18 protein-coding genes are annotated in these 13,746 nt (G+C 66.7%); 4 read left to right on the top strand and 14 right to left on the bottom strand.

Features of this window, described 5'->3' with window-relative positions; translation table 11 throughout:
• Positions 1-64: 64 nt before the first annotated feature.
• The 4 genes from XM1_RS09945 (at position 65) to XM1_RS09930 (ending at position 4,613) form a co-directional block, all read left to right on the top strand.
• The gene (locus XM1_RS09945; RefSeq protein ID WP_068433100.1) at positions 65-1,057 is read left to right on the top strand and encodes an RluA family pseudouridine synthase; all 993 of its coding nucleotides are present in this window, start codon (positions 65-67) and stop codon (positions 1,055-1,057) included.
• A gap of 97 nt (positions 1,058-1,154) precedes the next feature.
• A complete protein-coding gene (locus XM1_RS09940; RefSeq protein WP_068433098.1) occupies positions 1,155-1,844 on the top strand; it encodes an HAD-IA family hydrolase in 690 nt (229 codons plus the stop codon).
• Positions 1,841-3,871 (top strand): AsmA family protein, encoded by a 2,031-nt coding sequence (locus XM1_RS09935; RefSeq protein ID WP_068433096.1) that lies wholly within the window; start codon positions 1,841-1,843, stop codon positions 3,869-3,871. The genes XM1_RS09940 and XM1_RS09935 overlap by 4 nt, the downstream gene beginning before the upstream one ends.
• A gap of 31 nt (positions 3,872-3,902) precedes the next feature.
• On the top strand, positions 3,903-4,613 hold the full coding sequence (locus XM1_RS09930) for an ATP12 family chaperone protein (RefSeq protein WP_231920763.1): 711 nt from the start codon (positions 3,903-3,905) through the stop codon (positions 4,611-4,613).
• Here XM1_RS09930 and XM1_RS09925 read toward each other — a convergent pair.
• The 14 genes from XM1_RS09925 to rpsN all read right to left on the bottom strand — a co-directional run bounded on the left by XM1_RS09925 (position 4,600) and on the right by rpsN (position 13,742).
• The gene (locus tag XM1_RS09925) at positions 4,600-5,706 is read right to left on the bottom strand and encodes a methyltransferase domain-containing protein (RefSeq protein WP_068433094.1); all 1,107 of its coding nucleotides are present in this window, start codon (positions 5,704-5,706) and stop codon (positions 4,600-4,602) included. The genes XM1_RS09930 and XM1_RS09925 overlap by 14 nt on opposite strands.
• A gap of 115 nt (positions 5,707-5,821) precedes the next feature.
• Positions 5,822-6,244: a 50S ribosomal protein L17 gene (gene rplQ, locus XM1_RS09920; RefSeq protein WP_068433093.1), complete on the bottom strand. Its 423-nt coding sequence runs from the start codon at positions 6,242-6,244 to the stop codon at positions 5,822-5,824.
• Between the two features lie 191 nt (positions 6,245-6,435).
• Entirely contained in the window at positions 6,436-7,452 is a 1,017-nt protein-coding gene (locus XM1_RS09915) for a DNA-directed RNA polymerase subunit alpha (RefSeq protein ID WP_068433092.1), read from the bottom strand.
• Between the two features lie 101 nt (positions 7,453-7,553).
• On the bottom strand, positions 7,554-7,949 hold the full coding sequence (gene rpsK, locus XM1_RS09910; protein ID WP_002725469.1) for a 30S ribosomal protein S11: 396 nt from the start codon (positions 7,947-7,949) through the stop codon (positions 7,554-7,556).
• Positions 7,950-7,961: 12 nt separating this feature from the next.
• The gene (gene rpsM / locus XM1_RS09905) at positions 7,962-8,339 is read right to left on the bottom strand and encodes a 30S ribosomal protein S13 (protein WP_068433091.1); all 378 of its coding nucleotides are present in this window, start codon (positions 8,337-8,339) and stop codon (positions 7,962-7,964) included.
• Positions 8,340-8,501: 162 nt separating this feature from the next.
• Positions 8,502-9,155: an adenylate kinase gene (locus XM1_RS09900; RefSeq protein WP_068433090.1), complete on the bottom strand. Its 654-nt coding sequence runs from the start codon at positions 9,153-9,155 to the stop codon at positions 8,502-8,504.
• Positions 9,156-9,182: 27 nt separating this feature from the next.
• Positions 9,183-10,526, bottom strand: a complete 1,344-nt coding sequence (gene secY, locus XM1_RS09895; protein ID WP_068433088.1) for a preprotein translocase subunit SecY — start codon at positions 10,524-10,526, stop codon at positions 9,183-9,185.
• A gap of 165 nt (positions 10,527-10,691) precedes the next feature.
• On the bottom strand, positions 10,692-11,171 hold the full coding sequence (gene rplO, locus XM1_RS09890; protein ID WP_068433087.1) for a 50S ribosomal protein L15: 480 nt from the start codon (positions 11,169-11,171) through the stop codon (positions 10,692-10,694).
• Between the two features lie 55 nt (positions 11,172-11,226).
• The gene (rpmD, locus tag XM1_RS09885) at positions 11,227-11,430 is read right to left on the bottom strand and encodes a 50S ribosomal protein L30 (RefSeq protein WP_009868549.1); all 204 of its coding nucleotides are present in this window, start codon (positions 11,428-11,430) and stop codon (positions 11,227-11,229) included.
• 17 nt (positions 11,431-11,447) lie between these two features.
• Positions 11,448-12,089, bottom strand: a complete 642-nt coding sequence (gene rpsE / locus XM1_RS09880) for a 30S ribosomal protein S5 (RefSeq protein ID WP_082700437.1) — start codon at positions 12,087-12,089, stop codon at positions 11,448-11,450.
• 12 nt (positions 12,090-12,101) lie between these two features.
• Positions 12,102-12,464 (bottom strand): 50S ribosomal protein L18, encoded by a 363-nt coding sequence (gene rplR, locus XM1_RS09875; RefSeq protein ID WP_068433085.1) that lies wholly within the window; start codon positions 12,462-12,464, stop codon positions 12,102-12,104.
• Between the two features lie 11 nt (positions 12,465-12,475).
• The gene (gene rplF, locus XM1_RS09870; protein WP_068433084.1) at positions 12,476-13,009 is read right to left on the bottom strand and encodes a 50S ribosomal protein L6; all 534 of its coding nucleotides are present in this window, start codon (positions 13,007-13,009) and stop codon (positions 12,476-12,478) included.
• Between the two features lie 15 nt (positions 13,010-13,024).
• Entirely contained in the window at positions 13,025-13,423 is a 399-nt protein-coding gene (gene rpsH / locus XM1_RS09865) for a 30S ribosomal protein S8 (protein WP_068433082.1), read from the bottom strand.
• Between the two features lie 13 nt (positions 13,424-13,436).
• Complete coding sequence (gene rpsN / locus XM1_RS09860) at positions 13,437-13,742, bottom strand: 30S ribosomal protein S14 (protein ID WP_009868554.1); 306 nt, start codon at positions 13,740-13,742, stop codon at positions 13,437-13,439.
• Positions 13,743-13,746 lie beyond the last annotated feature (4 nt).

Below are 13,746 nucleotides of genomic sequence, written 5' to 3'. Positions count from 1 at the left end.
CGGTACGATAAGCGGAAAAAGTTTCTGTTGTGCCCGGCCCCGTCGCGCCGCTAGGGTCCGCCCCATGAGCGAAGTCCAGACCCTGACCGTCACCGAGGACGAGGCCGATATCCGCCTCGACCGCTGGTTCAAACGTCATTTCCCCGCCATCGGCCACGGGCTGCTGGAAAAGTGGCTGCGCGCCGGCAACGTCCGGGTGGACGGCAAGCGCGCCAAGTCCAACCAGCGGCTGGAAGCCGGACAGGCGATCCGCGTACCGCCCCAGCCCGCCGCCGATGCGCCTCCCCGCGAAGCCAAACCCGCTCCGGTGGACGACAAGACGGCACGCATGCTCCAAGACGCCGTCCTTTACATGGACGACGACGTCATCGCGCTGAACAAGCCGGCGGGACTGGCGGTGCAGGGTGGAACGGGCATGGCCGACAAGCACCTGGACGCCTGGCTGGACGCGCTGTGCTTCGGGGCGGGCCGCCCCAAGCTGGTCCATCGCCTGGACAAGGACACGTCGGGCGTGCTGTTGCTGGGCCGCACCGCCAACGCCACCGCCAAGCTGGCCGCCGCCTTCAAGAGCCGCTCCGCCCGCAAATGCTATTGGGCCCTGGTGGCCGGGGTGCCGCGCTATCCCCAGGGCCGCATCGACGCGCCGCTGGCCAAGCTGCCGGGCAAGGCCGGCGAGAAGATGGCGGTGGACAAGGAGGACGGCAAGCACGCCGTCACCTATTACCGCGTGGTGGATGCCACCCTGAAGCGAGCCGCCTGGCTGGAGATGGAGCCGCGCACCGGGCGCACCCACCAGCTGCGCGCCCATTGCCTGCTGCTGGGCACGCCGATCATGGGCGACGGCAAGTATGGCGGCAAGGAGGCCCTGATCGAGGGCACCGGCGTGTCGCGCAAGCTGCACCTGCACGCCCGCGCCGTCCGCCTGCCCCATCCGCGCACCGGCAAGCCGCTGGAGGTGGTGGCGCCGCTGCCCCCCCACATCAAGGCCAGCTTCGACTTCTTCGGCTTCGCCGAAGGCGATTCGGGCCAGCCTTTCGTCTCCTTCGAGGAAGAATAGAATTCATCATTAATCCGCCGCATTCCGGCGGTTGGTTGCCGGTCGCCGATGGGGTAAGATAACCCCACGAAAAATACGAGCAGCGCGCCGGAGTCCGATGTCCCATCTGCGCCTTGCCGTCTTCGATGTGGACGGCACCCTGGTGGACAGCCAGCATAATATCGTTTCGGCCATGACCGAGGCGTGGGGCAACTTGAACCTGGGCATCCCCCGGCCCGAACAGGTCCGCCGCATCATCGGCCTGTCCCTGGTGGATGCCTGCGCCGTGCTGCTGCCCTGGGCCAATCCCTCCACCCACCGCGCCGTGGCCGACGCCTACAAGGAAGCCTTCCGCGCCATGCGCCTGCTGCCCGACACCATGGAGCCGCTGTTTCCCGGCGTGAAGGAAGCCCTCGACCGCCTCGAGGGCGAGGGCTGGCTGCTGGGTATCGCTACCGGCAAGTCCCGGCGCGGCGTGGAATCCCTGCTGGACGCCCACGACCTTCAGGGCCGCTTCGTCACCATCCAGACCGCCGACGACAATCCCAGCAAGCCCAACCCGGCCATGCTGCGCCGGGCCGCCGCCGATTGCGGGCTGGAGCCGGGCGAGATCGCCATGATCGGCGACACCGCCTATGACATGGCCATGGCGGCAGCGGCCCGCACCGCCGCCGTCGGCGTCTCGTGGGGCTACCATTCCCTGGACGAGTTGCAGCGGGCCGGCGCCCAGGTGGTGCTCGACACCTTCGACAACCTGACCGAGGTCCTGGACGCGCTGACCGGGGACAAGTCCGGGGACGGAGCATGAGGCCCGGCACGATTGCCAAGATCGTCGCCGCCCTGGTCCTGGTTCTGGTGGTCGCGGTCATCGCGGCCGGCAAGTCGCTGAAGTCCGACGCCTACAACGCCTTCCTGGCCGAACGGGTCAAGGCCGCCACCGGTCTGGACCTCACCTTCGCCGGCGCCACCAAGCTGAAGCTGGGGCCGTCGCCGGTACTCAGCTTCACCGGCGTCACCCTCTCCGTCGGCAACGGGGCTGCGGGCAAGGGCGCGGATATCCTCTATGTCGACCGCATCGAGGCGCGGGTCGCCCTGGTGCCGCTGGCGCTCCATCAGTTGCGCCTGGAAAGCCTCAGCCTCTTCCGTCCGGTGCTGCACGCCGCCAACCTGCCCCGTCTCGGCCAGGCCAAATCCCTGGACATCGGCGCCCCGCCGGCCGGAGCCCCCCTGACCCGCCTCGCCCTGGCCGAGGTGGGCATCGAGGATGCCGCCATCCGCTGGAGCGGCGGCACGGTCCAGGTGGCCAAGGCGGTGATCCGCCCGGAAAGCGAGGCCGGCGGCCCGCTGTCGCTGCAACTGGCCGGGCGCTGGCAGGACAGAAGCTTCGACCTGACCGGGGTGATCGGCCCGCTGTCGGCCCTGGGCGGCGCCAAGCCCTATCCCGTCCAGCTGAAAGGCGCGCTCGGCGGCGCCACCCTCACCCTGCGCGGCGCCGTGGCGTCGCCCCTGGCCGCCAAGGGGCTGGATTTCGATATCCGCGCCCAGGGCGAGGAACTGGCCGAGCTGTTGCGCCTGCGCCCCGGCAAGGGCGTTCCCCAAGCCTTCGGCCCCTTCAAGCTGGCGGCACGGCTTTCAGACTCCGCCGGCCCCCTGGCGCTCGCCGACATCGACGCCATCATCGGCCGCCGCGATTCCCTGCTGATCACCGCCAAGGGACAGGTGGCCGACGCCGCCGGGCCGGGCGGGGTCGATCTGAGCTTTGGCCTGGAAGCCGAGTCGCTGGCCGCCGCGACGCGTCTGCTGGGCCTCGACCTGCCCAATGCCGGACCGGTCAAGCTGTCGGCCAAGCTGAGCGACATCGAGGGCGGCTGGCGCCTTACCGGCATGAAGAGCACCCTTGGCCGCAGCGATCTGGCGGGGGAAGTGTCCCTGGTGCTGGCGCCCCGCCCCCGGATCTACGGCCGTTTGGCCGCCGCCCAGCTGAACCTGGGGGATTTCTCGCTGCCGTCGCCGCGCGGCGCGCCCCCGGCCCAGGCCTCGCAACCCCAGCGCCCGGCCATTCCCATCGACGACGGCCGCATCCTGGGGACCGAGCCCCTGATCCTCGACCTCGTCCGCGACATGGACGCCAATCTGTCGCTGGCCGCCACCCGGTTGCAGGCGGGACCGGCCACCTTGGCCGACGCCGCCGGCGAGCTGACCGTGGCGTCCGGCCGCATGGCGCTGGCGGGCTTCACCGCCCGGGCCGGCGAGGGAAAGCTGGCGGGCGAGATCAAGCTGGACGCCGCCGCCAAGACTCCCGCCCTGGCGCTCCGCCTGACCGCCGCCGGGGCGGACCCCGCCCTGCTGACCGCCGGCGCCCTGAAAGGGGCCAAGGCCGACCTCGCCCTCGACCTTAAGGCCCAGGGCACCAATCTGCGCAATCTGGCCGGCAGCGCCGAGGGCAGCCTTGCCCTCACCCTGGGCGAGACCGTACTCGCCCGCAATTCCGGCACGGACCTCCCCGCCCGCCTGGCCCGCGACATCGCCCCGAACGCCCTCGAATCCGATGGCCTGCATCTGCGCTGCCTGGTGGCCCGGCTGCCGGTCAAGGCCGGCCTGATCAGCCTGGACCGCGGCCTGGGGGCCGAGACCGCCGCCGCCGCCGCCCTGGCCATGGGCAGCATCGACCTCAGGACCGAAGCCGTGGACGTCACATTCGTCAGCCGCACCGCGCCGCCGCTGAAGGTCAGGGGCGTGCTGGGCAATCCGGCGGTCGCCACGGAAGGGACGGCCAAGGCCGCCGCCGATTCCAGCCCCTGCCGCACGGCCCAGGCGCGGCGCCTCGCCCGCTAGAGCAACACACCATCCGAGAAGGCTCTTTTCTGTGCTCAAGTCCATCAAGCGTTTCTACAAGGATTGCGTCGCCGCCCCCCGTGACGGCGGCTTCGCCATTTTGCTGGACGGCAAGGCCGTCAAGACGCCGGGCGCCCGCCCGCTGGCCCTTCCCGCCCAGCCCCTGGCCGAAGCCGTCGCCGGGGAATGGCGCGACCAGGGCGACCAGGTCCTGCCGTCGACCATGCCCATGACCCAGTTGGCCAGCACCGCGCTCGACCGCGTCGGCCCCGAACGCGCCCATATGCTGGCCCAGTTGATGAACTACGCCGGCACCGATTTGCTGTGCTACCGCGCCGAGACCCCCACCGACCTGGTGGCCCGCCAGACCGCCGCCTGGCAGCCGCTGCTGGACTGGGCGGCCCAGGCGCTGGACGCGCCGCTCGCCACCACCACCGGCCTGACCGCCATGGCCCAGCCGGCCGAATCCCTGGCCGCCCTGCGGCGCCATATCGAGGCCTACGACGACTGGCGCCTGACGGCGCTGCAATCGGCCACCGCCGCCATGGGCTCGCTGATCCTGGGGCTTGCCCTGGCCGAGGGCCGCCTCGACGCCGACGCCGCCTTCGAAGCCTCGCAGGTGGACGAGACCTATCAGATCGAGCAATGGGGCGAGGATTGGGAAGCCGCCGACCGCCGCGCCGAACTGAAGCGCGATATCGTGGCGGCGGAACGCTTCCTGGGACTGCTCAACCCTTCCTGAAGGCGCACCAGAAGCCCGGAGAGCCACGATGGCGGTCGATTTCGATGGCGACCTCCAGGAAGCCGGTCTCCTCGGCCAGGCGACGGAGATAGGCCCGGCTGTGGGCGTATTCGCCCGGCTTGGTCACCGCGACCTGGCGGGGATCGCTCAAGGGATCCACCGAGAACAGGAACACGCCGTCCGGCTCCAGCAAACGGGCGGCGTGGACGAAGAACGGCCGCAGATCGGCGAAGTAATACAGCATGCAGGCCGCCAGGATGGTCTCGAAAGGACCGTCCACACTGTCCAGCGCACCGGGCAGGTCCCCTTCCACCAGGGTGTCGTAGACCTTGCGGGCCCGGGCCTGCTCCAGCATGGCCGGCGAGCGCTCGATGCCGGTAACGGACGTGGCCGAGGCCGGTAATTTCGAGGCCAGCAATCCGGTGCCCGTTCCCAGTTCCAGCACCCGGCGCAGCCGCCGTCCCGGAAAGACGTCCAGGTACAGGCGCAGCATCCGGTCGCTGAAGTAATTGTGCAGATCCTTGACGTCGTAGCCTTCGGCGATAGCATCCAGGCGCTCAACCGACGTCACCTCCGCCGCGCCGCCGTCCCAGTCGGGCAGTAGCCGGCAAAAGCACTCCACTGCCTCCTCCGCCCGTCCGCCCTCGATCAGGGCCACGGACAGATTGTGGTAATGGGCCGGATTGGCGGGATCGTTGGCCAAGGCCCGCGACAGCGTGTCGATGGCGGCATGGACCTGTTTGGTCTGCAACTGCCCCATGCCGCGATAGGGAAGGAAGCGGTCATCCCCGGCGATCTGCCGCTCGTGATAGGCGCAGACCCGCTCCACGTCGATATGGGCATGGAGGTGATTCAGGGCTTGGACCAGATCGAAGATCATCTCCACCTGGGGATCGCGCCGCACCGCTTCCACCAGGGCCTCCACGCCGACCTTGTCATGGCCGCCCGCCAGGTAGACCTTACCCAGAAGATTGCGGGGCAGAGGGTCGCGGGGGTTGATGCCCTCCGCCGCCAGAAAAGCGGCCTCCGCGCCCGGCAGGTCACCCTCGCGGGCAAGATCGATGCCGTGGCGAATGTGTTCCTCAAAGGTCATGACGCGTCTCCCGGCAGCTTGGCTATTGGTACCCCGCCGCGGGAAGGCTGTCACGCGAAAGGGGCCGCCCCTTGCGGGACGGCCCCTTCGTCAGATCGTCGTTGCCGGAGGAAGCTTATTCCTCGTCGGCATCGGCCTTCTTGTCGGCGGTCGGGCCGGAATCGGTGCCCTTGGCGGCCGGATCGCGATCAACCAGCTCGATGATGGCCATGGGGGCGCAATCGCCGTAGCGGAAGCCGGCCTTCAACACGCGGGTGTAGCCGCCATTGCGGGTCTTGTAGCGCTCGCCGATGACGGCGAACAGCTTGGCGACCACCTTGTCGTCGCGCAGGAAGGCATAGGCCTGGCGCCGGGCGTGCAGGTCGCCGCGCTTGCCCAGCGTGATCAGCTTCTCGACCACGGGACGCAGGTCCTTGGCCTTGGGCAGGGTGGTCTTGATCTGCTCGTGCTTGAGCAGGGCGTTGGACAAGCTGACGAACAGGGCCTTACGGGCCGACTTGTCGCGGTTCAGCTTACGGCCGGACATACCATGACGCATAACAACTCTCCTCGTCGCTTGGCCTCGCCTGGCGAAGCCGATTGTACTGCCGCGTCGCCTCCATCGGGGGAGAACGGGCGGGTGGACCGGATCGGTCCGAAAACATCCCTCTCAAATCGTCACCCCCGGGCTTGAGCCCTAAGGGTCTGGATGGCCGGGTCAAGCCCGGCCATGACGATAAGAGACGTGGATCAATAGGGCTCTTCGAGCTTCTTGGCCAGCTCTTCGATGTTCTCCGGCGGCCAATTGGCGATTTCCATGCCCAGGTGCAGACCCATCTGCGCCAGCACTTCCTTGATCTCGTTCAGCGACTTGCGGCCGAAATTGGGAGTGCGCAGCATCTCGGCCTCGGTCTTCTGGACCAGGTCGCCGATGTAGATGATGTTGTCGTTCTTCAGGCAGTTGGCCGAACGGACCGAAAGCTCCAGCTCGTCCACCTTGCGCAGCAGGTTCTTGTTGAAGGGCAGTTCGTCCTTCTTCTCTTCCTCGACGACCGCGGTGGGCTCCTCGAAGTTGATGAACAGCTGCAGCTGGTCCTGCAGGATGCGGGCGGCGAGCGCCACGGCGTCATCCGGAGTGACCGCGCCGTTGGTCTCGACGGTCATGGACAGCTTGTCGTAGTCGGTGACCTGGCCCACGCGGGTGTTTTCCACCTTGTAGGCCACCTTGCGCACCGGCGAGAAGATGGCGTCGATCGGAATGAGGCCGATCGGCGAATCCTCGGGACGGTTCTGCGAGGCGGGGACGTAGCCCTTGCCGGTCTCGACCGTGAACTCGATGTTCAGCTTGGCGCCCTCGTCCAGGGTGCACAGCACCAGTTCGGGGTCCATGATCTCGATGTCGTGACCGACCTCGATCAGGCCGGCGGTGACTTCGCCCGGGCCGACCGCACGCAGATGCATGCGCTTCGGGCCCTCGCCATGCATCCGCAGGCCGAGAGTCTTGATGTTCAGGATGATGTCGGTGACATCTTCCCGCACGCCGGGGATGGACGAGAATTCGTGCAGAACGCCGTCGATCTGGATGGCCGTGACGGCGGCACCCTGCAGCGACGACAGCAGCACGCGGCGCAGGGAATTGCCCAGCGTCATGCCGAAGCCGCGCTCCAGCGGTTCGGCGACCACGGTCGCGGTACGCTGGGCATCGGCCCCGGGCTCCACATGGAGCTTGTTGGGCTTAATCAGTTCCTGCCAGTTCTTCTGAATCACGTGCGTGACCTCATGCTGAACAAAGGAAAACGAAAACGGGCGTGCCGCCGAACCTCCTCACCACGAGGAAGCCGGCGGCATCCCGATCCAAGGAGACCCGATCAGACGCGACGGCGCTTGCGCGGCCGGCACCCGTTGTGCGGGATCGGCGTGACGTCACGGATCGAAGTGATCTGGAAGCCCACGGCCTGCAGAGCGCGCAGAGCGGACTCGCGACCGGCACCAGGACCCTTCACCTCGACCTCCAGGGTGCGCATGCCGTGCTCGGAAGCCTTGCGGCCCGCGTCTTCGGCAGCCACCTGGGCGGCGTACGGGGTCGACTTGCGCGAGCCCTTGAAGCCCTGCATGCCGGCCGAGGACCAGGAAATGGTGTTACCCTGGGCATCGGTGATGGTGATCATGGTGTTGTTGAACGTGGCATTCACATGCGCCACGCCCGAGGTGATGTTCTTGCGCTCGCGGCGACGAGGACGCGCGGCAGCAGCGGGCTTAGCCATCGGAGGTGTTCCTTACTTGGTAACTTTCTTCTTGCCGGCAATCGGCTTGGCCGGACCCTTGCGGGTACGGGCATTGGTGTGGGTCCGCTGGCCATGAACCGGCAGGCCACGACGATGGCGCAGGCCGCGATAGCAGCCCAGGTCCATCAGACGCTTGATGTTCATGGCAACCGCGCGACGCAGGTCGCCTTCGACCTGGAAGTCGCGGTCGATGAGCTCACGGATCTTGAGCACTTCGTCGTCGGTCAGCTGATTGACGCGACGCTCGGCGGGAATCCCCAGCGAGGTGGTGATCTCCGCCGCCTTGGCGCGGCCGATGCCATGAATGTAGGTCAGCGCGATCAGAACGCGCTTATTCGTCGGAATATTGACGCCAGCGATACGAGCCAAAGCTGGTTACTCCTTCACCAGATAAAAGACCGCGCCACGAGATGACCCGGAGCCGTTAACCAAAAACGCGCCCCTGGCCTCGCCCATGACGGGGGAAACCGAAGGTGCGGGATTATAGGGCGATTCGATCAAGAGTCAACCGTCTCGCCCTATAGAATCACATTACTTCGCCGCGTCCAGAATCCCTTCCAGGGCCTTGGTCACATCGGCGATGTCCATGGTGCCGTTCACCAGCTTCAGCGCGCCCTTCTTGTCGTAATAGGGCAGCAGCGGAGCGGTCTGGGCATGATACGCGTCGAGACGCTTGGTCACGGTATCGACATTGTCGTCCGGACGGCGAGCGAACTCAGTGCCGCCACAGGAATCGCACTTGCCGGCGACCTTGGGCAGCTGGAACTTGTCGTGGTAGCCGGCACCGCACTTGGCGCAGGTGTAGCGGCCGGTGATGCGCTCGACGATATAGGCGTCGGGCACCTGGATCTCGATGGCGAAGTCCAGCTTCTTGCCCTTACGCGCCATCATGGCGTCAAGAGCCTCGGCCTGGGCCACGGTACGGGGGAAACCATCGAAGATGGCGCCCTTGGCCACGTCGGGCTGGTCCAGGCGCTCGTCGATGATGGCGATGACGATCTCGTCGGACACCAGCTGGCCGGCGTCCATCACGGCCTTGGCCTTCTTGCCCACTTCCGAGCCGGCGGCCACGGCAGCGCGCAGCATGTCGCCGGTGGACAGCTGGACCAGGCCGTACTTGTCCTGAAGACGCTTGGCCTGGGTACCCTTGCCGCCACCGGGCGGACCCAACAGAACGAGATTCATCGGATGTCCCCTCTTTCTTCTTGGCAGTTAACGCCGCCCGCGCAGCCGGGACTTCTTGATGAGTCCCTCGTACTGGTGCGCAAGCAGATGCGACTGAACCTGAGCCACGGTATCCATGGTCACCGACACCACGATCAGCAGCGAGGTGCCGCCGAAGTAGAACGGCACCGAGAACTTGCTGATCAGCAGTTCCGGCAGGATGGACAGGGCCGACAGATAGGCGGCGCCCACCACGGTCAACCGGGTCAGGACATAGTCGAGATAGTCGGAGGTGTTCTTGCCCGGACGGATGCCCGGCACGAAGCCGCCGTACTTCTTCAGGTTCTCGGCCGTATCCACCGGATTGAACACCACGGCGGTATAGAAGAACGAGAAGAACACGATCAGGCCGAGATACAGCGCGATGTACAGCGGCTGGCCGCGGCCCATCAGGGCGGTGAAGGTGGTCAGCCACTCGGGCCCGCCGGCCGCGGAGAACTGGGCGATGGTCACCGGCATCAGCAGGATCGAGCTGGCGAAGATCGGCGGAATCACGCCCGAGGTGTTGACCTTGAGCGGCAGGTGCGAGGACTCGCCGCCGAACATCTTGTTACCCACCTGGCGCTTCGGATACTGGACGATGATCCGGCGCTGGGCGCGCTCCATGAAGACGATGAAGGCGATGACCGCCACGCTCATGATCAGGATGCCGATGATCACCAGCACGGGAAGCGCGCCGGTACGGCCCAGCTCCAGGGTGTTGCTGATGGCCGCGGGCAGTTCCGCCACGATGCCGGCCATGATGATCAGCGAGGTGCCCTGGCCGATGCCGCGCGCCGTGATCTGCTCGCCCAGCCACATCAGGAACAGGGTGCCGCCGGTCAGCGTCACCACGGTCGAGAAGCGGAACAGCATGTGGCTTTCCATCATCACCGCGCTGCCGCGCGTGCTGGTCATGCTTTCCAGACCGACCGCGATGCCGTAGGCCTGCATCACCGCGATGACCACGGTGAGATAGCGGGTGTACTGGTTGATCTTCTTGCGGCCCGCCTCGCCTTCCTTCTTCACCGCTTCCAGCGACGGGACGACCGTGGTCATCAGCTGCAGGATGATGGAGGCCGAGATGTACGGCATGATGTTGAGCGCGAAGATGGTCATACGGTGCAGCGCACCGCCGGCCAGCATGTCGAACATGCCGAGCATGCCGCCGCCCGACTGCTTGAACAGGTCGCCGAGCACATGCGGATCGACGCCCGGCATGGGAATCCAGGTCCCCAGGCGATAGACGACCAGCGCCCACAGGGTGAACCAAATGCGCTTCTTGAGATCGGTGGCCTTGGCGAGAACGCCAAAGTTCAGATTCGCGGCGAGCTGCTCGGCAGCGGAGGCCATGCCTTACTCCGGGGTTCGGTGGCGGGGGGCGTCGGGGCCCGTCGGGGCCTGGCACCGCACCACAAATCCTTGATCCAGCCCTTGACCCGGATCAATCGTCCGGGGTCGGGGATTCGACGCGTGAACGGGCGAAGGGGGCCTTGGGCCGGCCCCCTTCTCCTCAAATCACTCGGCTGCAGCGGCCTTGGGCGCGGTCACGGTGACCGAACCACCGGCCTTCTCGACGGCGGCGATGGCCGCGGCCGAGGCGCCGGTCACCTCGATGGTGACCTTGGCCTTGATCTCGCCATGGCCCAGCAGGCGAACGCCGTCCAGGACCTTGCCGATCAGACCGGCGGCCGACAGGGCCTCGGCGTTGATGGGCTTCTTGGCGTCAATGCGCTTCTCGTCGATCGCCTTCTGCAGGCGGCCGAGGTTGATCACGGCGAAGTGCTTGGCGTTCGGGTTGTTGAACCCGCGCTTGGGCAGACGACGGTAGATGGGCATCTGACCGCCTTCGAAGCCGTTGATCGCCACGCCGGTACGCGAGGTCTGACCCTTCACGCCCTTGCCCGAAGTCTTGCCCTTGCCGGAGCCGATGCCACGGCCGAGGCGCTTCGACTGATAGCGCGCGCCCTCGTTGTCGCGAAGTTCGTTGAGCTTCATTTCTTTTCGTCCTCGTCACGGTCGGCCGGGACTCTCGCCCCGGCCCCCGGATGTTCTATTCTTCCACGCGCACCAGGTGGCGGACCTTGGTGATCATGCCGCGCACGGCCGGAGTATCCTCCAGCTCGCGGGTGCGGTGCATCTTGCCCAGGCCCAGGCCGATCAGAGTGGCGCCCTGGTCGGCCGGACGGCCGATGGGGCTACCAATCTGGGTGACCTTGACGGTCGACTTGGCGGCGGTCTTCTTCTTGGCGGCCATGTTCAATGCCCTCCCGATCAAGCGCCGGCGGCAGCCGCGGCGGCGGCACCGTCGCGACGACCGATGATCTCGCCCACCTTCTTGCCGCGCTTGGCGGCAACATGGCGGGGAGAAGCCAGGTTGATCAGGGCGTCGAAAGTCGCCTTGATCATGTTGTGCGGGTTGGAGGTGCCGAGGCACTTGGCCACGACGTCCTGGACACCCATGGTCTCGAACACGGCGCGCATCGGGCCGCCGGCGATGATGCCGGTACCGGCCGGGGCGGCCCGCAGGATGACGCGGCCGGCACCGAAGTGGCCGAAGGCGTCATGATGCAGGGTGCGACCCTCGCGCAGCGCGATCTTGATCATGTTGCGCTTGGCCTGTTCGGTGGCCTTGCGGATGGCTTCCGGAACTTCGCGGGCCTTGCCCGAACCGCAGCCGACGCGGCCCTTGGCGTCACCCACCACGACCAGAGCGGCGAAGGCGAAGCGACGGCCACCCTTCACCACCTTGGCGACGCGATTGATGTGGACCAGCTTGTCGACGAATTCCGATTCCTCGCGCTCGCGCGGGGTCTGCTCGGCGCCGCCGCGACCGCGATTCGGGCGGTCGCCGCGCTCGCCGCGCTCGCCGCCACGGCCGCGTTCGGGACGATCAGAAGAGGGAGTACGTGCCATTGCTCATCATCCTCAGAAAGACAGGCCGCCTTCGCGGGCCGCATCGGCCAGGGCCTTGACCCGACCGTGGTAGATGTAGCCGCCGCGATCGAACACCACTTCCGTGACGCCCGCCGCCTTGGCCCGCTCGGCGATCAGCTTGCCGACCGCGGCCGCAGCCGCCCGGTCGGCGCCGGTCTTCAAATTGCCCTTCAGCTCCTTGTCGAGCGTCGAGGCGGAGGCCAGGGTGACGCCCTTGAGGTCGTCGATCACCTGGACGTAGATGTTCTTGCCGGAGCGGAAGACGGACAGACGGATACGACCGTTGCCCTTCTCCTTGATGCTCTGGCGGGCGCGCCGCTTGCGGCGCTCGAAAAGATTCTTCGGCGTCATCATGGCGGAGCCCCTTACTTCTTCTTACCTTCCTTGCGGAGGATAGTCTCGGTTTCGTACTTGATACCCTTGCCCTTGTAGGGCTCGGGACCACGGAAGGCGCGGATCTCAGCCGCAATCTGGCCGACCTGGCGCTTGTCGCGGCCAGAGATCGAGATGGCGGTGGGCTTCTCGCACTTCATGGTGATATCGGCCGGGATCGGATACTCGATATCGTGCGAATAGCCAAGCTGCAGCTTCAGCGACTTGCCCTCGACCGCGGCGCGGTAACCGACGCCGTTGATCTCGAGATTGACGGTGAAACCCTCCGACACGCCCTTGACCATGTTGTTCAGGTGCGCGCGGGTGGTGCCCCACATCATGCGGGCGTGCTTGGTTTCGTTCTTGGGCTTCACCCAGATCAGGTTGCCGTCGAGGGTGACCTCGACGTTGTCCCTGAGGGTGAGCTTCGACTCACCCAGCTTGCCCTTGACGGTGACTTCGGGTCCGGTGATCTGAACGGTGACACCCGACGGCACCGAGACGGGATATTTGCCGACTCGCGACATTTTCAGGTCCCTCCGTTAGAACACTTCGCAGAGGACTTCGCCGCCGACGTTCTGAGTGCGAGCCTCAGAGTCGGACATGACGCCCCGCGGGGTCGAGAGGATGGTGATCCCCAGCCCGTTGGCGACGCGGCGAAGGTCGGCGATCTTGGAATAGACGCGGCGGCCAGGAGTGGACACGCGCGAGATTTCCCGGATCACCGGCTGACCCTCGTGATACTTCAGTTCGATGCTGAGCTGGGCGACGCCGGGGCGCAGCTCGGCGCGCGAGTAGCCACGGATGTAGCCTTCACGCTTCAGCACTTCGAGAACGTTGGCGCGCAGGCTGGACGCCGGCGAGACAACGGTGGACTTGTTGGCCCGCTGCCCGTTGCGGATACGGGTGAGCAGATCGCCGAGAGGATCGGTCATGGACATGGATCGTCCTCCCTTACCAGCTGGACTTGACCATGCCGGGAATCTGGCCCTGCGAGGCGAGCTCGCGAAGCTTATTCCGGCACAGCTTGAACTTGCGATAGTTACCGCGCGAACGGCCCGTAACCTCGCAGCGCAGACGCACGCGGATCTTGGACGAGTTGCGGGGCAGCTCCGCCAGCTTCAGGGAGGCTTCGAAGCGCTCCTCCGGGCTGGCTTCACGGTTGTTGGCGATCGCCTTCAACTTGGCGCGGCGAGCGGCGAACTGGGCCGCCATACGCTCACGCTTCTTGTTGCGCTCGACCGAGCTGATCTTAGCCATTGCC

This window comes from Magnetospirillum sp. XM-1 (genome assembly GCF_001511835.1).
Lineage (GTDB): Bacteria > Pseudomonadota > Alphaproteobacteria > Rhodospirillales > Magnetospirillaceae > Phaeospirillum.
This window is presented reverse-complemented; position numbering and strand designations above follow the sequence as displayed.

Bases quoted from the DNA above. Each gene is read 5' to 3' on its own strand.
- XM1_RS09945 (WP_068433100.1), top strand. From the start codon at position 65: ATGAGCGAAGTCCAGACCCTGACCGTCACCGAGGACGAGGCCGATATC.
- XM1_RS09940 (WP_068433098.1), top strand. From the start codon at position 1,155: ATGTCCCATCTGCGCCTTGCCGTCTTCGATGTGGACGGCACCCTGGTG.
- XM1_RS09935 (WP_068433096.1), top strand. From the start codon at position 1,841: ATGAGGCCCGGCACGATTGCCAAGATCGTCGCCGCCCTGGTCCTGGTT.
- XM1_RS09925 (WP_068433094.1), bottom strand. From the start codon at position 5,706: ATGACCTTTGAGGAACACATTCGCCACGGCATCGATCTTGCCCGCGAG.
- rplQ (WP_068433093.1), bottom strand. From the start codon at position 6,244: ATGCGTCATGGTATGTCCGGCCGTAAGCTGAACCGCGACAAGTCGGCC.
- rpsK (WP_002725469.1), bottom strand. From the start codon at position 7,949: ATGGCTAAGCCCGCTGCTGCCGCGCGTCCTCGTCGCCGCGAGCGCAAG.
- XM1_RS09900 (WP_068433090.1), bottom strand. From the start codon at position 9,155: ATGAATCTCGTTCTGTTGGGTCCGCCCGGTGGCGGCAAGGGTACCCAG.
- secY (WP_068433088.1), bottom strand. From the start codon at position 10,526: ATGGCCTCCGCTGCCGAGCAGCTCGCCGCGAATCTGAACTTTGGCGTT.
- rplO (WP_068433087.1), bottom strand. From the start codon at position 11,171: ATGAAGCTCAACGAACTTCGCGACAACGAGGGCGCGCGCTATCAGTCG.
- rpmD (WP_009868549.1), bottom strand. From the start codon at position 11,430: ATGGCCGCCAAGAAGAAGACCGCCGCCAAGTCGACCGTCAAGGTCACC.
- rpsE (WP_082700437.1), bottom strand. From the start codon at position 12,089: ATGGCACGTACTCCCTCTTCTGATCGTCCCGAACGCGGCCGTGGCGGC.
- rplR (WP_068433085.1), bottom strand. From the start codon at position 12,464: ATGATGACGCCGAAGAATCTTTTCGAGCGCCGCAAGCGGCGCGCCCGC.
- rplF (WP_068433084.1), bottom strand. From the start codon at position 13,009: ATGTCGCGAGTCGGCAAATATCCCGTCTCGGTGCCGTCGGGTGTCACC.
- rpsH (WP_068433082.1), bottom strand. From the start codon at position 13,423: ATGTCCATGACCGATCCTCTCGGCGATCTGCTCACCCGTATCCGCAAC.
- rpsN (WP_009868554.1), bottom strand. From the start codon at position 13,742: ATGGCTAAGATCAGCTCGGTCGAGCGCAACAAGAAGCGTGAGCGTATG.